The following is a 22,951-nucleotide window of genomic DNA, read 5'->3' on the forward strand; positions in this document are numbered from 1 at the left end:
CGTAGAGACTGTACTAATGTTTATAATAATAGCATTTAATCTTATGCAATTATATTTCTTTAGGTGTATTAGAGGATTTAGAAAGAAAAGAATGTTGCAGATAGATATTATTGAAGATATAAGAGATGAAAGATTTACTATAGAAGCTGATTGGATAAATCCAATATTTGAAAAAACATAATTTAAAATAAAACTGGAAATTGATTATTAAAATTTCTTGGGGTAGGGGGAGGTGTAACTATTTTTAAGACCTATCGGTCTACAGGTTTCCCAGTTATTCAAGTAAATGTTAAAAAATAAAATTTTAGTAAAAACAAATTTTTTACTGGAAATTTGATGCGAAATCTCTGAGTTATATACTTACAAGTTGAATTTTTCCCCTTATTCATCTTTTTCAACATTATCCCCCCAAAAATAAATAATTTTTCTTTTTTTACAGTAATCATATATACTGTACTCTTTTTTTATTTTTATTTACAAATCCATCCTAATACCATAATTTTTAAGCCATTCTCTTCGTTTCTTATAATCTGGCATAATAGATTCAAGTAAATTCCAAAACTGTTTCGAATGATTCATATGAACCATATGGCACATTTCATGAACTACTATATAGTCTAATACATTTGAAGGCGCCATTACACATCTCCAATTAAATAAAAGATTTCTATCAGAAGAACAACTTCCCCATCTCTTTTTCTGTTCCTTCACTTTTACATTTTTCGGCTTTACGGGAAAATAAGGTTGATAATATTTAATACGCTCAAGTATTTTTTCTAAAGCCTTTTTACGATACCACTTTTCCATTGCCTTTTGAAGTACCTTTTCTTCTTTTGTAAATGACGTTATATAAAATCTTCCTTGATATAATTTTACTTCTGGCTTTTTTACATTTTCATCTAAAATAATTTGAAGTGTATAATTTCTCCCTAGATACATAAAAGACTCGCCATTTACAAATTCTCTTTTAATTTTTCTGTATTCAATATCTTTAAACTCAAATAGTTTCTGAACTATCCAAGATGCTTTACTCTTAACTTTTTGAATAATAATTTCTTTTGGTGTGTTAAATGGAGCCACAACTTTTACGATATCCGGCGGCTCTATACTAATTTCCATAGTCTTTCTTTTTCTGAATATCACATCAAATTCTATATTTTTACTTCCATAATTAAATGATAATCTCATAGTCATCTTCCTTTTAATCTAATACTGCATAATGTTTTTTTGCAAGGTTAAGTAGTGGCTTGACTAATTGCTTTCTAACTTCTATATTAATCTTCTTAAAATACTTTGTTGTAAGCATTAAATAAATTGCTCTCTCAATATCCGAAGTTTTTGCTTGATTTGTCGTCCAATCTATTACATAATTTTTCTTTACTATTTCAGATACATCTTTAGCAATACTTTTGGATAGTTCAATTATATCATTTGAAATATATTCTACTCCTTTTTCCTTCACTACTGCATTATTTTCATTATCTTCTTTAAGATGTTTTTTGACTGTTTGAAAAAATGCATATTCTTCTTTAGTAAGTCCCAAACCTTCGGCCTCTTTTAGTTCTCCTTTTTGGATATCATTTTTAATAAATTCCTTTAATTTTTTCTTTCTCTCTATCCAATTATTTTCTGTTTCATCAAGTATCTTTTGAAGTTTTTCTAGTAAAGAAGTATAATATACAGGGTTATCATCCATCTTTATATGTATAATATTTCTTATTGCATGTTCCATACTAGATGCAATGGCTTCATCTGATTTTAGGCTGTTTACTTTTTTATCAAAATCCGAATCAAATAGTGTAATAGGTTCAATCCACTGATGTACTCCTTTAGATTTTAAGTGCTGAGAAATAATTTCTCTTACTTTCCCACCACATCCTGCAATATCTAATTTATTTTGAGGTTCAAATCTCGCTTTTGCTGCTGCTCTAATGTAAGATAACCACTTTAAGTCGTTTATATTTTCTGCCTTTACATGTGTTGGTAGTAACTGTTCCATTGCACTTGCAAACCTTTTATATGCAAGTTCAAATTCTGCTCTTTTATCTTCTGGTTCTATTCTTTTAACTAAAGCATCCAAATCATTTTTATCTACACCTTTAAACATGTTCATAACGGCTTCTCTATAAGATAACATCTGTTTATATACTGCATCTATTGATTCCATTGGCTCTCCTAATTCTTCTTTGTCAAAGATAGAAAGTGCTTCTTCTAAGTGATTTGAAATTCCAAAGTAATCTACTACATAACCACATTTTTTGCTATCCCCACATGTTCTATTTACTCTTGCAATTGCTTGAAGTAAATTGTGTTCTTTTAGTGGTCTATCAAGATACATTACTTGCTCAATTGGAGCATCAAATCCTGTTAGTAGCATGTCTTTAACAATTAAAAAGCAAAGTTTATCCTTTTCTATTGGCTGCAAGAATCTTTTTATTATCTTGTCCTGCTGGGCTTTTGTAGTAAAATGTTTTTTAAGATGTGGTTCATCATTTGGGCTTCCTGAAAAAATAATCTTTACTTCTAATTTTTCTCCTATGATTTCTTCCATATATTTATTTAAAGCATTATAATATTTTACGCATGCATCTCTTGATATACATACTACTTGAGCCTTAAATCCATTTGGATATATATGCTCTTTGTAATGGGTAAGAATGTCCTTTGCTATATCATCTATTCTTTCATCTGCTTCAACTATTGCTCTTTTATTTGCATATTTTTGTTTTATGGATTCTTTTTCTTCTTCACTCTTTTCTGCAAACGCAATATTGAAAAGTTCTTCTAATGTATCTGCTTTTATTTGAAGTTCTGGTTTTCTGCCTTCATATACAATCTTAACTGTTGCTCCATCTGCTACTGCTTCTTTTATACCATATTTATCTATATATGAACCGAATGTTTTAACGGTTGATTTATCTTTTTTATCTATCGGTGTTCCTGTAAATCCTATAAATGCTGCATTTGGAAGTGCATTTCTCATATTCTTTGCCATTGTCTTGTACTGACTACGATGTGCTTCGTCAGTAAGAACTATTACATTCGTTTTTGTAGTAAGTACAGGGAACTCTTTTTCAAAGAATAGCCCTTTTTTCTGTTTTTCATCTTTTAATACTTCTTTTTCTTCTTTTTCGCTTTGGAATTTATGAATTGTAGTCATTATTATTTGTGGTTGTGCAAGACTTAATAACTCTTTTAGTTTTGACACACTATCTGCTCGAACTGGAGTAGTAATGCTAGACAATGTTCTTACAAATGTATTGTAAATCTGTTTGTCTAAATCTACCCTATCTGTTACAACTACTATAGTTGCATCAGAAAGTTCTTTAATCCTTCTTATTTTTCTTGCTAGAAATACCATTGTTAATGATTTACCAGAACCTTGAGTATGCCATATTACTCCACCACGACTTAAGGAATCTTTTCCTTCAATGAGTCTTTTTAGTGCTTTATTTACTGCTCTAAACTGCTGATATCTGCAGACTTTTTTAATTCCACCATCAAATAATATAAAATTCCTCATTATATCTAATAGATTATTCTTTTCTAATATACCTTGTAAGAATATGTTTTGTCCGTTATCTTCTACCCCTTCAATATCTTTAATCTTGAATGGATATGGATCTTTCCATTCTTGATAAAATTGATATGTAGAACTGATTGTACCTAAATATCCATGGTATTTATTTAAAATACCCGTAATAAAGTTTGTATAAAATAATCTTTCTGCTCCTTCTACTATATCTGAACCTCTGGCATTCATGTATCTTCTAAGTTGATTAAAGGCTTCATATTTTCCCATGTTTTCGTTTTTACTTTTTTCAAGAAATGGGGATTTGCATTCTAAAACTACTACAGGTATACCGTTTATAAATATAATTATATCGGGTTTTATATTTTCATTTGGGCCATGTATTTTAAATTGTCTAGTAACTAAAAACTCATTGTTGTCAATATTATCCCAGTCAATAAATTTTACTGTGTGGTATTTTTTCTGACCACTACCATCTAAATCTTGTTCTAATGAAAAAGATAAATTAACTATTGCATTATAAATCTTTTCATTTATTTCGTATAAATTTACCCCCAAATTTTCAGGCCTAGTTAAATATCTTACTGCTTTAGATATATTTGTATCATTCATCCATGGATTAATTCTTCTTAATGCTTTTTCTAACCTTTTCTTTAATATAACCTCTGTCATTGAATCCCTTTCATCATATTCAGGGGTTAAAAACTGTCCATCAACAAACTCATAGCCTAATTTTTCTTTTAAGTATTCTATGGCAGGTAATTCAACTAAAGTTTCCTCATTCCCTAGATGCGGCATGCTATTTCCCCCTCGTTAGAAAATTGAAAATAAACAAAATCTTCGATTTAAATAAATTAAGATAGATTTTGTTGAAATCCATTACGGAAATTATATTCAAAATTATCCACAAATCAAAGCAGTTTATAATTTCCTATGGATTACAAAAATTGAAAATTTAAAATTATATTTTTACTCTAATTTTTCCAGTAAGAAGTTTTTGCATAAGTCCTTTTTTAAGGTTTTGAAGTTTTTCTTTTTTGTTTTCGTAATACTCTATTTGATTATCTACTTCTGATAAGATAGAAGCTATTTTTTGTTGTTCTTCAATATTAGGTATTGCAACTTTCACTAATTTTAGATTTTTTCTTGTTATATGTTTCATTGTTGATCCATGTGATAATTCAAGTAGAATTTCAATTTGCCTAGATAACTGATAATATAAATAGTCTTTAATTATATTTTTATTTGGAATAACTTTATAAATATGCTGATTTAAATACGCTTTCTCTCCATTCCATCTATGTAATCCTATCGAACCTGACCATGCAAAAAGCAAATCACCTTTATATACATGATATTTCTCATCTATTTCCAAATTACAATAATTATATGTTGCACTTTTATCATTTAAATTTTGAATTCTTATTATAGGTACACCTCTATCAGTCCATTCAGAAGGTTTGAATGCTCTTCCATTTATGTATTCTCCTGTATCAAATAGTGGTATTACCTCCCACTCCTTCGGTATCTCTCCTATTTCCGTCTTTTTAAATTCAGTATGTCCAATCCCTTTAGTTAGAAGTTTTTGCATTAGTCCTTTTTTAAGTTCTTTTGTCTTTTCGATTAATACATCTGTTTGTTCAATATATTCGTCTACTGTTGAAAGAATAGCGGCGATTTTTTGTTGTTCTTTGAGTGATGGTACTGGGATTTTAAAATTTTCAACTTCCTTCTTTGATAGTTCAAGAAAAGTACTTCCACTTGCAAGTCTTACAAACTTAGGTTTTATTACATCTATTAAGTAATACATAAATTCATTAAATAAATTCTCTTTACAAATAAGTGATTTAAAACCTTGATTAGTAGCCATTGGAACTGTATTAATACATTTCTCTCCTATTGTAGCCCTACTAGTCATCAATATACTTCCTATCGGTAGTAAGTTAGCAGATGAACTTTTTAACCCTTCTTCAGTAATATTTTTTTCTGTGTGAGCAATATATTTTCCATTAAATGTTATGTCTGTAGGAGTAGCCCACGGAATATATGCATCTTCCCAAAATTCTTTTCGATTTGTATCAGGTGTACCACCACTTACTACTTCTGCCACTTCCACTATTGCTTTTACCTCCCACTCAACAGGTATTTCTCCTATTTCCGTCTTTTTATATTTCTTTTTATTGTCCATTGTCAATTGTTCACTGCCAATTACTCTTTTTCCATCTCTCAACTTCATCACCTGCTTTCTTAAACTTCCTCAAATCCAAGTTCTTTTAAATATTCATTTAGTCTGTTTTCCGTTTCTTTAGACTTTTCCTTTAGTTCTCTTATCTCCCTAATTACTTGAGGTATATCTACTTCAGGCTCTGGTTCAGTTGTATCTACATATCTACTTATATTTAGGTTGTAATCATTTTCTTTTATTGTTTCTAAAGTTACTACTGAAGCATATTTATCTACGTCTTTAAATTCATCATAGACCAAAGTTATCTTTTCTATATCTTCATCTCTTAATTTATTTTTGTTCCCATCCTTTATAAATCCTTTACTTGCATCAATAAATAATATTTTTCCTTTTCTTTCAACTGGTTTGTTTTTATTAATTATCAAAAGTGCTGCTGGAATACCTGTACCATAAAATAAATTTGGAGGTAATCCTATAACTGCTTCTATTAAATCGTCCTTTATTATTCCTTTTCTTATCTTTCCTTCTGCTCCTCCTCTAAATAAAACTCCATGAGGTACTACTGTACCCATTTTACCTTTAGCATTTAAACTCGCTATCATATGACATACAAATGCTAAATCTCCATAACTTTTTGGTGGTATTCCATACACAAATCTATGATATGGATCTGCTTGAGCTTCTTCGTAACCCCAATTTTTTAGTGAAAATGGTGGATTTGCAAGTACCTTATCAAATGTCTTTAAAACTCCTCCTTCGGTATGTCTTGGATTTCTTATTGTATCACCTTTTTTAATATCTGCTCCTCTTGCTCCATGAAATAACATATTCATTTTACAAATAGCCCATGTTGAAAGATTTATTTCTTGTCCAAATAATGAAATATTTTTAGGATTGCCGCCATGCTGTTTTATATATTGAATTGAATGTATGAGCATACCCCCACTTCCTACTGTTGGGTCGTAAATCCTATCTCCTTCTTGTGGTTTAACTATATTTACAAGTACCTTTACAACTTCTTTAGGAGTATAAAATTCTCCACCTTTTTTTCCACCTTCATCAGCAAACTTTTTAATTAAATATTCGTAAGCATTTCCAAGTACATCTTCATTTTCTAAATTATCATTAGAAAGATTTATACTGTCAAACAATAATAGTAATTGTGATAACTTTTTGTCAGGAACTCTTTCCTTATCATTGTAATTTGCTGTTGTTAGTACACCTATAAGTTCAGAATTTTTAGGCTCATCTTCTATTGCTTTAAACGCCTTGTCTAGTTCAGGACCAATATTAAGATTTAAATTTTTTAATTCTTTCCATCTTGCTCTTTTAGGTACAAAAAAAGTTTCATATATTGTTGGTTCTTCTAGTATTATGTTTACTTCTTCCTCATCCATTCCCTGCGACAAAAATTCTTGTCTCTTTTTTTCTCTTTCAACTTCAAATTGGTCATTCATTCTTTTTAAAAACAAAAGCCCAAATATGTAATCTTTATATTCTGCTGCATTAAGTTCTCCTCTTAATATATCAGCAGCAGCCCATAAAGTTGATTCTAATTTTTGAAGCGTCAATTTCTCCATATAGTCCACTCCTCTACATCATCTATATCTATATTTTTTTACTATAAAAAATTATATCATAATCAAAGAACAATAACATAAAAATACGACTATATGAAATAAAACTTCATATAGCCGTTATTACCTATTCCTAATTCTCATAGTAAACTCCTCTCGAACTCGAGAACATTGCTCATCATTTAATGAATAATCAAATAAACATTTTCTTATTGAATAATCTACATTATTTTTATCAATTCTTGAATAAAGACAACTTAAGCAATTCCCAATATTCTTACTTGCTAAGTTGCAAATTTCATATTCTATCTCTTTACTATTATAATATTCTGCATCAATATAATAGTCTATATAACCTTGAACCAATTGTGCAAAATTTTGTATCCTATTATTTTCAAATTCTATGAATCTTGGTATATCATTATTATTTCGCTCCATATATATTCTAAAATATTCAAAAGGGTGTTCATCTCTAGCAAAAACCTTATAAAGACTTCTAGCAATTTTTCTATCACTTTTATTTTTAGCATTTAAAAATAATAGATAGGCAAAATCTTGCACTGTAATACATTTTAAACCTTTAAAATACTTTGATTCAGTAATAAATCTCCATACAGTTGTATCTTGTGAAAAAAAAATAAAGACATTGTTAAATTTGGCATATAATAAAGTTTTGTATTCACCAAGATCTTTTAAATCTTCTATATTAAAAGAATCTTTAAGTTCTTTGTCACATTCTTCAAATAATTTCTTTCCTATTTCATCAGTAGGAAAATTATCCTCCACATAAGTAATATTAAAAACATCTGACACAGATATCAACTCATCTTTTATAGTTTGTCCAATAACTTCATCATAAACTTTTTTATGTATTATTATATTTTCAAAAAAACGAAACAAGAATTTTAGTTGCCCCTTAAAATTTATCAGAATATTAGCATCAAAAAGGACAGGCTCACTAATCTTCATCATATTCATCATCTCCTGCCCCAAAACTTGAAAAATCAATATCTATTGGCTTTATTTCTGGTTTTACAACTCTAAAATCATCAAGCGTCTTATCGTATTTTTTTATTATACTTTCTAATTTGCTAATTGTAATGATATTATTACGATATATATCATAAGCAATCTTTGGTACATTTAAAGAATGATATTTTCTTCTATTGGAATGTTCAAGTTCATTAATATGCTTACACATTTCAGCATCCAGCATTTTGCAGTATTCTAAAATTTGTTCGTCATAGCTCTTAAGTTTTTCAAATTCTTTGTTTCCTATTATTCTTAATTCTTTAAGTCTTTTTAAGATTGTTTTATAAGGAATCTCATATTCAAACTGGAGTTCAATAATTTTAAGAACAAGATCTTCTTCCAAATACTTTTTTCTTTTAAAATTACTAAATCTATCCTCGATTACACTTCTTGGCATTAAAAATGCAGCCGCAAAATAATTTGCCTTAATTTCTTCAATATTTAAACCTGTATCATCAATACTTTCAGAAATATCTTGATCATTGCAAACTATAAACTTATCTACACTTTTTTCCTTTAAATCAATCAAATGATATAGTTCATGTGCAGTAGCAAACACCTGAAAACTCAAACTAAAACTTGTATTCACAAAAATCTGAATTACCTCTCCTTGCTTTCTTGTAAATCCAGCAATTTTTCTCGTTTTTAACGGATAAAGTAATATATATGAATCATAAATTTTTTCTATATAACTAAATATTTTTAGTCCAATTGGAGATTCATCACCTAAGTCATGTATCCTGCGCTGCTCAAGAGCCCGTTTTTCAATTTTTTCTATCTCTTTTAGTGATAGCATAAAACCCTCCTAAATCCGTTCTCTCATGTTTTTTAGTGCTATTGCTTCATCCATCATTGACAATATCATTTGAATTTCTTCAATATCATTACTATCTAATTTCTTATCTCTTTTCATATACATAACAATATCCTCTTGGACTTTATTAATACCTAAAATATAGTCTGCAGACACGTTATAAAAACTTGTTAGCTTTCGAAGCTCCTCAACATCAATTGATTTTTTGTCGTTTTCTAATTTGCTATAAGTTGAAGGGTTAATATTAAGCAAAGAACAAAGCTCTTTTGCATTTAACCCTTTAGATTCTCTTAATTTTCTAACCCTTTCTCCAATCGTATTCATAATAATCCCTCCTAACACTAGTATATGTTATTATTTCTTTTTTAGCAATAATCCTTTAAAAATTTCTATTAATAATTTCTATTTTGTAATTTTTATTCAAATTATCTCACATACTATTCAAAATCATTTTTATCTTGACATAAAAACCTAAATAACTCCTTATAATATCACTATTTTTATTCTTGTATTTTAATATCTTTTACAGGTATTTTGTTTACTCTTTCATTTAATCTTGTTTTATCTAAAAATTAAAAAATTATTTATCCATAATCATTTGTATTATATATAACTCCTAAATTTTTATCATAAACGATACTAGAAATGGTACGGCTATTGAAAGGATTACTCCATTGATAAATGCAATTATAGTCGTCTGGGGATTTGTAGCATTCGATATTACCGGCAATGAAGTGTCCATGGACGTTGCACCAGCAGGAGCGACACTCTCAAGGTCTCCAATGTATTTAGCTATAAAAGGGATAGTGGTTAATGCTATAATCTCTCTAGTAACATTGGATATAAAAGCTAAAGCACTCAGTTTTGCCGAATAGTTTGCAAGTATCATTGCAGATAAAGAATACCATCCAAGCCCTGCCCCTACAGCTCCAGATTCATTTAACGGAAGTCCTAACAGATATCCAGCAAAAATACTTCCGCCAATACTACCAATAATTATCATAATAGGGATAAGAAGTATTCTGAAACCTATTCTTCTGATTTTGTTCAATACTTCTTTATTTTTACCTATATCCATACCAACAAAAAATAAAAGAAAACAAAGTCCAATATCTATAATAATATCAGTATAAGGAAGGATATAGCCAGATGGTATAAAATATCCTACACCTATACCGATGGCTACTGCTAATATTATTTTACGAGTCATTTTTCTGCCTCCCCTTTTTACTATCTTTTGTAATATATCCTTTAACAGATTTAACCAACAGTACACTGAAAAATATTGAAAACGCTGAAATTATTATAGCTTGAAAGCCTAATTCTAAAAATGATGAAATGACTCTATCATCAAGTCCCATTTTCACACCCATTACAAATAATAAAAACAATAAACTTATACTTTGTATTTTGCTCAAGTTACAATCTACTTTACTGCTGCCCAACTGCTTATAACCGACTAATGCTCCTAATATTAAAATAGCTAAATATAAAAGCAATCTTATTCCCATACGATACGCTCCTTCTGACGATATTAAAGTTTAACAATACTCGTTGGCAAGAATTAAAAACACACTGGAAGTCCAAGTGAAAGCAGTATCACATAACCCTTCTCCAGTTAATGCATTAAAATTCTCAGCCATACCGTTTTTTAATATCATACTGCAATATCTTTGTGCGATTTCTTTGGCAAATTGTTTTTCACCTATCTTTTTAAGACTGTCAACTATAATCATTGTAGATGGAGCCCATATAGGCCCCCGCCAATATCCATTAGGTATGTAATAATCACTACTAATACTTTCAGTAGCAAGTCCATATTCTGTCAAAAATCTTCTATTGTCCTTCAGTCCATCTACTAAACTTTTAATGATATTATTAGGTAATCTATTGCCTAAAATTATTGGTATAAATAGTAAAAGGCTATCAGAATTAATACGTTTATGAGTTCCTGATTTGAACGCAACAAATCTTTTCCCATCCCAGCTGTGTTTTAATAGCTTGTCTAAAGTAATATTCGCCTTTTCTTTCCATTTCTTATGTTCTTCAGTTTTGTTCAAAATCAATGCAAACTCTGATAATAGTTCCATCTGTATAATCAAAAACGATGTAAGATCTGGACTTTCAACAGGTACACCTTCATGGAAAACGGTACTGTTATCCCATCCTGAATCGTTTCCATGATTATACTGCAAAATCCCATCATTATCACTATCCCTATATTTAAACCACCATTCTGTCCATTTTACTAGAGGCTTATATATCTCCTCTACATGCTGTTTCTTTATAAAGTCAGTTCTTTCCATAATCCACTTCAAAACCCATCCCTGAATAGGCGGCTTACAAAAATTCCATAAAGCAAATTTATCATTAATGAAATCAGGAAATGTTCCGCTTTCATCTTGATTATCAACAAATATCATAATCTGATCCCATGCTAATTTTGGATTGTTTTTGGCCAAAGCCATTGCATTAAAACAGTTATCCCAACTCCAAATATTTGTCATCCAATTCTTTGACATATACATAGCCGGTCTGGTAATTTTACCTTTCGGACTGACTACACAAGACCAAGTTATATAAGAAGCAAGTTCTCTAGCATTCTTGTATTTTTCACCTGTTTCTAATGTATTATTAAGCCAGCTCATATATTCCTTTTCTACCTTGCTATGACAGCTTTCAAAACTCTCTTCATAGCTGTTTTTCTTCCAATTTACTACAAACTCCTCAATTGCACATTCAAACTCATCATTATCGTTTGGTGTAAAATCAGCTATTATGCATTCACTTCTATTTATCCTCCATGGTGCATTTACTGATAATCTCCCCTTAATTGAAGTAAGCATAAATTTTATTTCGTTACTTGCATTATTAATCTCCCAACGCCTGTCATCTACTGAAATAGCATAATCATAGGCCTTACAATCCATAGTAAGCCTTAATCCTACGCCTTTTCCTTTTACTCTAACTATATCCGGTTCACAAATACATATTTCAGCATATCCATGTACGGATTCCAACCTTAAGAGCGTTGGAGAAGCAATCTCTTGAAATGGAATAGCCTCTCCTTCTTTAATAAGTTCTAAACGAAATATAATCTTCATATCGTCGTCTCCGCCATGAATACTTCTCAAGTATAGACCTTCTTTTATTTTATCTGACCCTGAAATATGCGAAAAAACTAAATATGAACCATATCTGCTGAAAGGTATGAATTTTACATCAAATTCCATAATCCCCACTCCCTATAATCGTTACATTAAAATTTAAAATCATCTCCCCATATATTCCCTATTTCTTTACTTATCTGTATAGGAGAACTACTATCTAGCGAAAATGGCTTAAATATTAAGCTGAATTTAAAATCTTCTGGTACAACTCTATACTGCAAAAGTTGTTTAGGACCACAACTGCCACTTCCTAGCCCAAGCTGCTTATAATCTAAATTTAAAATTATATAATCCCTATATCTTAAATCACTAATATGCTTTGCATTCTCTAAATCCTCTACTTCAAACCTATGAGCACTGAACTCCAGACTTGGTCTACCAGAAATAAATAGTCCTATGCCTCTCTGCTCTGTAATAGACAGCCATTTTACATCTGTTCTATTTCCATTCTCCTGAGGGTATACATAAGGCGTATACAAATTCTCAACTACATTTTTATAAAGTCCAATCTTGCTAGCTTTTTTACTGTCGCAATAGTTTTCTCCCGGTCCTCGTCCGTACCAAGAAACATGATTAAATTCTTTAGCTAGTTTCATATTAACTCCTATTCTTGGTAAAATATCAGGGAGCTTCCCTTTAGGAAAACCTTCTATTTCAAGGATAATACTTCCTTCTCCATAAAACTTGTATTTACATCTGCATTTTATACTCCAATTCAATACAGGTGGCGCAATAGTAATCAAACTTGTTATTTCAATTAAACCACTATTAATAACTTCAATTACTACATCTTCGATTCTATGCTGAAGTCTATCTAAATAATTCTTCTTCCAATCCTCCACTAAATACATATCATTATCAATCGGTGCACGCCAAAAACTTAGCCTTGGTCCTCTACTGATTAATTTAAAACCTTCATATTTCAATTCATCAATTAATCCGTATATTTTATTAAAAGATATTTCAAAGTTATATCCTTTAATATTGACTGTCTTATCGTTATTTTCATAGGTTAAAGGCGGCATACATACCGTTTTTCTAGAAATCTTCAATTTTTTCTGAACTGGAAGGATAAACTGCTCCCAAGCTACAACATGTCCTTTTTCAGCCCATTTTGTATCATAAGCCAAAGTAAAATATATATTCAATAAATAATCTTCAGATGGAACAATTTTATCCAAATCATAAGGGATAGTTATTATCCCTGATTCTCCAGGCTTTATAAATGGCATTTTCAAAGTTCCACTCTGTAATACCTTACCATCACCTGTAATATCCCACGAAAAATGCAGATGATCTAATGAAATAAAATCATATAAGTTCACTATTTCAACTTTGCCCTTCATTAAATCTACATCTATTACCTTCACTGGTTCGATAACCTTTTTATATTCCAAAAGTCCCGGTGAAGGCTTATGGTTAGGATATACAAGACCATCTATCACGAAATTTGAATTGTTGGGAAAATCTCCAAAATCTCCACCATAAGCAAAGTATTCCCTGCCTTTTTCGTCAAATTGTCTGATTCCATGATCCATCCATTCCCAAACAAAACCGCCTTGTAATCTCTTATACTTATAAAATGTATCAACATACTCTGTTAGTCCTCCGGGACCATTCCCCATTGCATGCGCATATTCACAGAGAATATGAGGCTTATCAAGTTCGATTCTACTGCCAAGCTCTTTTAGCCTTTCCACAGATGAATACATAGTACTGTAGACATCGCTCACTTTCGCTTCTATATCTCCTTCATAATGTATTAATCTTGTTTGATCAATTTCTCTGCAGATTTTAGCCATAGCCTCATGATTACAGCCAAAACCCGACTCATTTCCTAATGACCACATGATTATACACGGATGATTTTTGTCTCTATTCACCATTCGCTCCATTCTATCTACATATGCATCCTGCCAATTAGGATCATCACTTAAACAATTAATATCTCCTATTAACTCAAAACCATGACATTCTAAATCGGCTTCATCTATTACATACAAACCGTATTCATCGCATAAATCGTAAAAACGCGGGTCATTTGGATAATGTGCTGTACGTACAGCATTTATGTTATGCTGTTTCATCAAAATAATATCTTCTCTCATCCACTCTAATGGAACAGCTCTACCTAATTCAGGATGATGGTCATGCCTATTCACACCCTTTAGTAAAACAGCCTTTCCATTGATTAAAAAATTTCCATCTTTCAGCTCAATTTTTCTAAATCCAACTTTACTTGAAACTACCTGTATAATTTCATCGTTCTCATTTTTATGTACTATAAGCATACTATATAAATATGGATTTTCAGCTGACCATTTTTCTGGATTTTGTACTGGGATTTGTATATTTAATGATTTTTTCTCTTTTAACTTTAAATTTAATTCAACAGTTCTACTTATACTCATCTGTCTATTTTGTTCAGCATCTAATAGAATAAACTCTACTTTATGCTTTTCAACTATGCTAGATGAATTATTTTCCCAATCAGTTCTTATCTTTAGGATACCATTTTCATAGTTTTCATCCAAATCTGTTACTATAAAGTAATCTTTTAAACAAACTAATGGTCTAGCTATTAATGATACATCTCTGAAAATTCCACTTAACCACCACATATCTTGATCTTCAAGATAGCTTCCATCACTCCACTGATATACCTTCACAGATAAATTGTTCTTTCCTTTCTTTATATAAGATGTAATATCAAATTCAGATGGAAGTCTGCTTCCTTGACTGTATCCTACTTCTTCTCCATTTACCCAGAGGTGAAATGTACTATCAACTCCTTCAAATCTGATGATAACTTGGAGATTCTGCCATTCCTCTGGAATATAAAACTCTCTTTTGTATAAGCCTGTTGGGTTTTCTGACGGTACATTTGGTGGATCTATTGGAAAAGGATAGTAAAGGTCAGTATAGTGCGGTTTTCCAAAGCCTTGAAGCTGCCAATGCCCCGGAACTTTTATATCATCCCAACTACTAAAATCAAAATCATTTTTATAAAAATCAGATGGAACATCTTTTGGACTGCTTGCATAATAAAATTTCCAAACTCCATTTAATAGTTGAAACCATTTTGAACTGCCTCTTTCATAAGTTAAGGCAGAGTCAATATCTGAATAGTAAACAAAGTAACTTCTGCTGTCCAATCTGTTCCTATGTAAAACTTTATTATTTTCCCAATCATTTCGATTCTCTTTTTTATACATACCAACTCCCCCTTTTATCTATTTCTTACAAATTTCTATATATGAGCTTGTTGACAAAGTAAAATATAAGTTTGTCAACAGTCTGATATATCTAATTAGCTTTATTACCAAATATTAATATAGTTTAGGAGCCTTAAAGATATCTTTTAATATTAGAGTAGCTGCCCCAATAACTCCACAATCTTCACCTAATCCAGTTGGCCCTATATATGTATTTTCAACATTATGTTTCATAGATTTCTGAAAGACTGTATCTTTGATTGCATCGAAAATAAATTCACCAGCTTTCGATACTCCTCCTCCTATAAGTATCATTTCGGGATTTAACAAGTTTATAATAACTGATACGGCAAGTCCAATATATCTTCCAGTTTCGTTTAATATTGTCTTTGAAAGTTCATCTCCTTCAATGGCTGCTTTAAAGATAATTTCACCAGTTATATCAGATAGATTTCCGTCCACAAAATCGATTACTTTTGATTTTTCGCCACAGTTTATTCTTTCTATAAATCTATCAACTATAGCAGGTCCAGATGCCATCACTTCTAAACATCCATAATTCCCACAATTACACCTTGGTCCTCTATTAACAATATTAATATGACCAATCTCTCCCGCTCCAAAACTCGAACCTCGATATAATTCTCCATTTAAATAGATTCCTGAACCAATAGCAGTACCAATATTCAAACAAACAAAATCTAATGCATTTTTAGCTCTTCCAAACCACTTTTCTCCTAATGCCATAACTCTTGCATCATTATCTATATTTACCGGTACAGAAAACTCATCCTCAAATATCTTCTTAATATCAATATTGTGCCAATCAAAAGCCGGGGCATATATCGATATGCCCTTATCACAATCAACCAAACCATGCACTCCCATCCCAATCCCTAAAATTTTATCTACTTCAATGTTCGAGCCTTCTATAACTTTATATATTGAATCTTTTATAATATCTATAACTACTTTAACAGTTCTATCTTTAGGAAATCTCATAACGACTTTTTTCACTATTTTCCCTTCTATATCCGTTACTGCTGTAATCACTTTAGTAGTCCCCATATCGACTCCTATTATATAAAAGGCTTTAGGATTAAGTTCTAGTAAAACAGGTTTTCTCCCTCCACTAGACTCTCCACTACCAATTTCTCTTACAATTTTCATCTGTATCAGATCTGAAACATTATTTGATACTGTTGCTGGATTTAATCCCGTCAGTTTAGAAATTTCAGCTCTTGATATTGGTTCTTTTTCTCGAATTACCTGTAAAATAGCTGACATGTTTATTTGCCTTATCAAACTTTTATCTGCAATATTTAGTTTCGTCATTTTTATTTCCACCTACTTTATTTAGTTATTAAATTAAGTTGATAAAAAATAATTAGATTTCTAATGTAGTTATACATTAAAAAAGATAATTTGTCAATATTTAGTTTGTATATTTGTATTGTTTTTTTATTAATTAAACAAAGTTAAATGTTTTATAAATCTGTACGGCTATATGAAGTAAAACTTCATATAGCCATTATTAATCTTATTTGCACTTATTCTTTGTGTATATATAATTTAAATGAGCTGCATGCTCATTTTCATCAGTAAAAGCTTCAAAAAATGTATTTCTAACATATGGATTTATATTAGATAAATAAATATCTCTATAAAATTCGTAGGCTTTTAGCTCATCCAATATGGCCTGCTCTATCCCCTGTAAATAACTTTTTATTTTAGGCTTATTAACTGGTAGTATAATTGGAGGTCTTCCTGTCATCATCATATATAAACGTCTGAAGTTATTATAATGTTTTTTCTCATCTTCATAAAATGCTCTTATTATATTTGCTTCTTCTCGATTTGGTGCCATTTTAATAAGCCTTTCGTAATATTCTATAGCCTCTAATTCACCTTTCATCGCCTGTATTAATTGATTAGGAGTAATACCATAATAATACATAAAACCCCTCCAGCTACTTTCCTACTTTAATCTATGTATTAAACGATATATTGTTACTAAAACAAAATTACATATTCGAAAAATATTATTTAAAATGGAAAAATATATTTGTATAATTAGAGTGAGAAGATAATACGGGGAGGTGGAATAATGAGTACAATAAAAAAACTTTTCAAACTTTTAGTTATGCTATTGCTTTTATCTGCTTGTAATTATCAAGCTAAATCAGATGCTGATGCTATTAAAAATACAATTGAATCATTTTATAATACTCAATATGATGCCTATTTAGAAATGAAATATAAAGATATAACACCTTACTTAGATATGAGTAAAATACAGAATCAAAATAAAGTAATAGCACTAAAAAGACTAGCTATTCGTAGAAAATACATTGATGAAAAAAAATATTGCTATGTAGAAAAAAGACGTTTTCCATTATCATTTAAGTATAAAAGTATAGATATAAAAAATAACCATGCTAAAGTAATATTAGAAATAAAAATAGATAGACAACAGGTTTATCCACCTTTTATCGATTCAGGAGAAAATGTTTTTGAATTAAAAAAAGATGGTGATGATTGGAAAATAATAAGTCATAGTTATTCAGGATTAAAAATGTTTGAAGTATCGACAGACAAAAAATTACCAGAATTAGATTTAGAAAAATTAAAAAAACAAATTGATGATGAATTTAATTGCCAAAATTATATGGTAATACAAATAACTCCATATAATTTTGGCAATAATTTTGTCTGAAGTGAATCAAGCCCACCAATTTCCATAGATACTCTACATGAGCCACAATAAGAAATTATATGCTTACTTGTTGCATCTTCTATTCTTCTTTTTAATACTTTTTCTTGAAGTTTAGGATTTACGCATACAATCATCCCCCCAACTCCACAACATCTTGTATTTTCTCTTATATTATTCATCTCTTTTACTTTATATCCTAATTCTTTCAATATCCACCTTACATTTTCATGATGAGAAGTTACATGTCTAGTTGGACAAGAATAAGGTAGCACATTAATTAGTGCTACCATACTTTTTAGTCACATATTCATCTATAGCATTTGCGACTTTCTTAGAAAATTTTACCGCTTCAACTACAGTTTTAGCTCCAGTTACCACATCGCCAGATGCAAAAATACCTTCTCTAGTAGTTCTTCCACACTCATCTGTTATTACTAAACCGAATTTATTTATTTCTATTCCTCTGGTATGTGAAACTATATTCGCCTTTGGCCCTTGCCCAGTTGCAATAATAATAGAATCTGCCTTAAATATTCCTTCTGAATCTTTTAACACAATCAATTTTTCTTCTCCGTTTTCTTCAATTTTTTTAGTTTCTAAATATTTAACCCCTTCATTATCAATTATTTCTATTGGTGTTTTATAAAATTCAAATTTGACTCCATCTAATCTAGCATATTCTATCTCACGTTTGCTAGCCGGCATGTCTTCTTCGCCTCTTCTATACATTATATAAACTTCATTAACGCCTTTTCTTAAAGCAGTTCGCGCTACATCTATAGCTACATTTCCTGCTCCAATTACACATAATTTTTTACCTAAATTATATACGTCTGGATTCTTTAAATAATCTATAGCATAATGAACATGTCCTAGACTTTCTCCTTTAAGTCTTAAAGGTTTGGGATTCCAAACTCCAGTACCTATAAAAATAGCCTTATATCCATCTCTAAAAAGATCGTCAATTGTAATAACTGGACCTACTAAAATATTAGGCCTTATTTTTACACCCATTTTGATTAACTGTTCTTCTAATCTATCTAAAATATCTTTAGGCAACCTAAAAGCTGGTATGCCATATCTTAAAACTCCTCCTATCTTATCATGAAGTTCAAATATCGTGATATCATATCCCCTAGATGCTAATATAAATGCAATTGTAATCCCTGCAGGCCCTGATCCTATTATTGCAATTTTTTTATTTTGATCAATATTAGGTTTAATATTCATTTTATTTAAATAATAATCTGATATATAATACTCTATAGAGCTCCAATGAATAGGATTGCCCTTATTTGAAAGTACACAATTGCCTTCACAAAACTTTTCATGAGGACATACTAATGAACAAATAGATGAAAGAGGATTATTCAAAAATAACTTTTCTCCAGCTTCAGAAATTTTGCCATCTAAAAATAGTTTTATTACCTCGTTTATAGGAGTATTAACTGGACATCCCTTGCTACATTTAGGGTTTTTACATTGTAAACATCTTTTAGCTTCTTCTATAATATGTTGTGCCATAAGAATCTCTCCTAAATTAAGTATTTATTACATCATATAATATTTGTAAAAAAGTTTAAATATTTTTTTAATAAATTTTAATCTGTATTAATTTAACTAAATTGTTCAATCGAGTAGGAGGTAGATGATTAACTCATCTCCTCGCCTTTAAATCTTATTAATCATACTAGCAATATATGCCGCTCCAAATCCATTATCTATATTTACCACGCTCACTCCACTAGCACAGCTATTTAACATAGATAAAAGCGAAGAAAGTCCACCAAAATTTGCTCCATAACCAACACTTGTAGGTACGGCTATGATTGGCTTATCTACAAGCCCACCTACAACACTAGCAAGGGCTCCTTCCATTCCAGCAACAACAATTATTACTTTTGCTCCCCTTATAATATCTAGATTAGCCAATAATCTATGTATTCCTGCTACTCCTACATCAATAACTTTTTCCACCCTATTTCCAAGAATCTTTGCAGTCTCTGCTGCTTCTTCTACTACTGGCAAATCCGATGTCCCTGCTGCAACTATGGCTATATAGCTATCGGTATATTTTTCCTCTGTCCTTCTTATTGTAATTATTCTCCCTAATTTATTATAATTAGCATCTTCACATATCTCCTTGACTGCTTTATACATTTCTTCACTAGCACGAGTAGCTATTATATTTTTATTCTTTGTAAGCATAAACTCTACTATACTCTTAACCTGCTCTACAGTTTTACCTTCACAATATATAACTTCTGGATAACCTACTCTAATTTCTCTATGATTATCAATTTTAGCAAAAACCAAATCTTTATAAGGCAAATCTTTTAATCTTTCTAACGCATCTTCTATTTCAATATCACCATTTTTAACTTTCTCGAGTAATTCTTTCATGTCTTGCAGGTTCATACATTTTTCCTCCTATGAGATTATTTTATTTTGTAAAAATTGTATCATTAAAACTTCCAGTTCTATAACCTTCTAAATCTAATGTTACATATTTAAACCCAATTTTTTTGAACTGTTTAGAAATTTCATCTAAAATTTTCTCATCAAATAGCTTACTTCTTACATTCTTTCCAACTTCAATTCTTGCTAAATCCTTATGACATCTCACCCTTACTGCCCTAATCCCAATATCCATCAAATATTTTTCTGCATTCTCTATTTTCTCAAAATCTTCTACATTCAGCTCATTACCATAAGGTATTCTGGTAAGAAGACATGCATATGGTGGTTTATCCCATGTCTTAAGTCCTAATTCTTTAGACAGCTGCCTTATTTCTTCTTTAGTCAATTCACATTCAAGCAGAGGGCTTTTAATATTCAATTCCTTCAAAGCTTTTAATCCAGGTCTATAATCCTTTGTATCATCAAAGTTTGTTCCATCAATTACATGATTGTACCCTTCTTTTTCAGCGATTGATTTTATAATACTAAAAACAGCCTTTTTACATAAGTAACATCTATTTTCTGGATTATTTCTAATTTCCTCAATAATAGGTACTTCTACAATTTCATAATTAACACCTAATTCACTAACTAACTGTTTTGCCTCTTTAACTTCCCATTTAGGTATATATGGAGAAAGTATTGTAACTGCTTTCACATTATCTTTCAAAGCTTCTTTTGCGGCTTTGAGTAAAAATGTACTGTCTACTCCACCCGAAAATGCTAAAATTACCCTCTCTAACTCCTTTAAATAATTTATCAGTTTTAAATATTTCTCATTATTTATCATTTGAAACACCCTCTATTTTCTTGTAAACTTCTCTATAAATCTCTCCAATAGGTACATTATTTTCTTCTGCAAGTCTTCTGCAATCCTCATATTCTGGTTTAGATTTGATTCTCTCTCCTTTGTAATATGAATTTTTCACTGTTACTTCTCCGTAATTTGTACTAACCTTTGAAAAATCCCTTTCTAACATTATTTTTTCAACCTCATATTTTCTAATTCCTATAGAAGTAGTCTCTCTAAAAATTACTTCCTGTATAGCTTTTATGTCCTTCTCATTAACTAAAACACTTAATTTTACTGCCATTCTGCCTTTTTTCATAATTATAGGTGTTCTAAATACATCCAATGCCCCTTTATCAAAAAGTTTTTTCTCTATATAACTATATATCTCTGGATTCATGTCGTCTATATTGGTTTCTAATATATATTGTTTGTTATGTAAATCATATTCCGTTTTTTTTTCATTTTCTCTCGCTATATAAACCCTCAAAACATTAGGTATTTTTAAGTCTCTACTCCCTATTCCATATCCAATTTTTTCTATAGTAAAATTCATTTCATCTGTAAACTCATCTACATTAACAGCTAGAATTGCTGCACCTGTAGGTGTAGTTGTTTCAAATGGTACTAGCCCTGACTTTATTGGGATACCTTTTAGTATTTCAACTGTTGCTGGAGCAGGTACTGGAATCAATCCATGAGCACAGTTTACAAAACCTCCACCCACTTGTACATGAGATGCCATAATCTTGTCTACTTTTAGATAGTCTATACATATTGCAGCTCCCACAATATCTACTATAGAATCCACAGCTCCTACTTCATGAAAATGTACTTCATATAAAGATTTTCCATGAACCTTTGCTTCAGCTTGTGCAATCTTTATAAACATATCTATACTCAATTTTTTTACATTTTCATTTAAACTACTTGAATTTATTATATCTTCAATATCCTTTAGATTCCTATGCGTATGGCTGTGAGTATGGTCATGAGAATGATCATGTTTATTTTTCAAAATTACATCTACCTTTGTCCCCTCAATCCCTTTTTTATTTTCTCTTCTTATTCTTATTTCATATTCCGAATCCAAATTCAATTTTGAAAGTTCATTAACACCACTTTACAAGAAATAAAGAGTTAGCTTCCATAAAGTAGAAAAATCAGACATCTAAATCCTAGGAATACTAATCATAACTAAAAAAAAATCTAGGAGATGTCTGATTATGATTAGTATATCCAAAAACTCTATAAAACAAACATTAAAACAATATTTATATGAATATAGACATATTTTTAAGAAGCGAAGCTTTAATATATTTTACTGGCTAATACTGTCAATACTTGCACTTGAAGAAGTAAGGTCAATAAAGTTTATATACGATAACTTTATAAAAAAATATACGGTCAAAACTTTGAATTCACTATATTATTTTTTATCCTATACCAATTTTAACATT

Annotated in this window: 19 protein-coding genes and 1 pseudogene; 2 read left to right on the forward strand and 18 right to left on the reverse strand. The window is 30.2% G+C overall.

Going from position 1 to position 22,951, the window contains the following annotated elements; translation table 11 throughout:
• Positions 1–181: hypothetical protein (locus tag BUB51_RS06955; RefSeq protein ID WP_423230313.1), on the forward strand; the 181-nt coding region annotated here is incomplete at its 5' end.
• A 293-nt stretch (positions 182–474) separates the two neighbouring features.
• On the opposite strand, the gene BUB51_RS06960 is transcribed toward BUB51_RS06955, so the two are convergent.
• The 13 genes from BUB51_RS06960 to BUB51_RS07020 form a co-directional block, all read right to left on the reverse strand.
• Positions 475–1,188, reverse strand: a complete 714-nt coding sequence (locus BUB51_RS06960) for a M48 family metallopeptidase (RefSeq protein ID WP_073196550.1) — start codon at positions 1,186–1,188, stop codon at positions 475–477.
• A 13-nt stretch (positions 1,189–1,201) separates the two neighbouring features.
• A complete protein-coding gene (locus BUB51_RS06965; RefSeq protein ID WP_073196552.1) occupies positions 1,202–4,330 on the reverse strand; it encodes a type I restriction endonuclease subunit R in 3,129 nt (1,042 codons plus the stop codon).
• Between the two features lie 163 nt (positions 4,331–4,493).
• The gene (locus BUB51_RS06970; protein ID WP_159430397.1) at positions 4,494–5,762 is read right to left on the reverse strand and encodes a restriction endonuclease subunit S; all 1,269 of its coding nucleotides are present in this window, start codon (positions 5,760–5,762) and stop codon (positions 4,494–4,496) included.
• Between the two features lie 17 nt (positions 5,763–5,779).
• A complete protein-coding gene (locus tag BUB51_RS06975; RefSeq protein WP_073196554.1) occupies positions 5,780–7,297 on the reverse strand; it encodes a type I restriction-modification system subunit M in 1,518 nt (505 codons plus the stop codon).
• A gap of 120 nt (positions 7,298–7,417) precedes the next feature.
• On the reverse strand, positions 7,418–8,266 hold the full coding sequence (locus BUB51_RS06980) for a hypothetical protein (RefSeq protein ID WP_073196556.1): 849 nt from the start codon (positions 8,264–8,266) through the stop codon (positions 7,418–7,420).
• The gene (locus tag BUB51_RS06985; protein ID WP_073196558.1) at positions 8,253–9,122 is read right to left on the reverse strand and encodes an ImmA/IrrE family metallo-endopeptidase; all 870 of its coding nucleotides are present in this window, start codon (positions 9,120–9,122) and stop codon (positions 8,253–8,255) included. The genes BUB51_RS06980 and BUB51_RS06985 overlap by 14 nt, the downstream gene beginning before the upstream one ends.
• Before the next feature lie 9 nt (positions 9,123–9,131).
• Positions 9,132–9,464, reverse strand: coding sequence for a helix-turn-helix domain-containing protein (locus BUB51_RS06990; RefSeq protein WP_073196560.1), 333 nt, complete (start codon positions 9,462–9,464; stop codon positions 9,132–9,134).
• Between the two features lie 292 nt (positions 9,465–9,756).
• Complete coding sequence (locus BUB51_RS06995) at positions 9,757–10,350, reverse strand: LysO family transporter (protein WP_035164224.1); 594 nt, start codon at positions 10,348–10,350, stop codon at positions 9,757–9,759.
• The gene (locus tag BUB51_RS07000) at positions 10,340–10,651 is read right to left on the reverse strand and encodes a LysO family transporter (protein WP_242945562.1); all 312 of its coding nucleotides are present in this window, start codon (positions 10,649–10,651) and stop codon (positions 10,340–10,342) included. The genes BUB51_RS06995 and BUB51_RS07000 overlap by 11 nt, the downstream gene beginning before the upstream one ends.
• Before the next feature lie 30 nt (positions 10,652–10,681).
• Positions 10,682–12,373, reverse strand: a complete 1,692-nt coding sequence (locus BUB51_RS07005; RefSeq protein ID WP_073196562.1) for an amylo-alpha-1,6-glucosidase — start codon at positions 12,371–12,373, stop codon at positions 10,682–10,684.
• A 26-nt stretch (positions 12,374–12,399) separates the two neighbouring features.
• Complete coding sequence (ebgA, locus tag BUB51_RS07010; RefSeq protein ID WP_073196565.1) at positions 12,400–15,525, reverse strand: beta-galactosidase subunit alpha; 3,126 nt, start codon at positions 15,523–15,525, stop codon at positions 12,400–12,402.
• 114 nt (positions 15,526–15,639) lie between these two features.
• Complete coding sequence (locus BUB51_RS07015) at positions 15,640–16,860, reverse strand: ROK family transcriptional regulator (RefSeq protein WP_073196567.1); 1,221 nt, start codon at positions 16,858–16,860, stop codon at positions 15,640–15,642.
• Positions 16,861–17,065: 205 nt separating this feature from the next.
• A complete protein-coding gene (locus BUB51_RS07020) occupies positions 17,066–17,482 on the reverse strand; it encodes a ferritin family protein (protein ID WP_073196568.1) in 417 nt (138 codons plus the stop codon).
• Positions 17,483–17,632: 150 nt separating this feature from the next.
• Here BUB51_RS07020 and BUB51_RS07025 point away from each other — a divergent pair, with 150 nt between their 5' ends.
• Positions 17,633–18,241, forward strand: coding sequence for a hypothetical protein (locus BUB51_RS07025; protein WP_242945563.1), 609 nt, complete (start codon positions 17,633–17,635; stop codon positions 18,239–18,241).
• Here BUB51_RS07025 and BUB51_RS07030 read toward each other — a convergent pair.
• From BUB51_RS07030 to larC, 5 genes and pseudogenes are all read right to left on the reverse strand, one after another.
• Entirely contained in the window at positions 18,190–18,531 is a 342-nt protein-coding gene (locus BUB51_RS07030) for a heterodisulfide reductase-related iron-sulfur binding cluster (RefSeq protein ID WP_073196570.1), read from the reverse strand. The genes BUB51_RS07025 and BUB51_RS07030 overlap by 52 nt on opposite strands.
• Positions 18,515–19,765, reverse strand: coding sequence for an NAD(P)-dependent oxidoreductase (locus tag BUB51_RS07035; protein WP_073196572.1), 1,251 nt, complete (start codon positions 19,763–19,765; stop codon positions 18,515–18,517). The genes BUB51_RS07030 and BUB51_RS07035 overlap by 17 nt, the downstream gene beginning before the upstream one ends.
• Before the next feature lie 147 nt (positions 19,766–19,912).
• Positions 19,913–20,659 carry a nickel pincer cofactor biosynthesis protein LarB gene (gene larB / locus BUB51_RS07040; RefSeq protein WP_073196574.1) on the reverse strand — a complete coding sequence of 249 codons (747 nt, stop codon included), beginning with the start codon at positions 20,657–20,659 and terminating at the stop codon, positions 19,913–19,915.
• Between the two features lie 25 nt (positions 20,660–20,684).
• Positions 20,685–21,491, reverse strand: coding sequence for an ATP-dependent sacrificial sulfur transferase LarE (larE, locus tag BUB51_RS07045; protein WP_073196576.1), 807 nt, complete (start codon positions 21,489–21,491; stop codon positions 20,685–20,687).
• A pseudogene (gene larC, locus BUB51_RS07050) lies at positions 21,481–22,593 on the reverse strand (nickel pincer cofactor biosynthesis protein LarC); the annotation flags it as partial. The pseudogene larC and the gene larE, both read right to left, overlap by 11 nt.
• Positions 22,594–22,951: the final 358 nt, after the last annotated feature.

Origin of the sequence: Caloranaerobacter azorensis DSM 13643, from assembly GCF_900129995.1 — a bacterium.
Taxonomy (GTDB): Bacteria; Bacillota; Clostridia; order Tissierellales; family Thermohalobacteraceae; genus Caloranaerobacter; species Caloranaerobacter azorensis.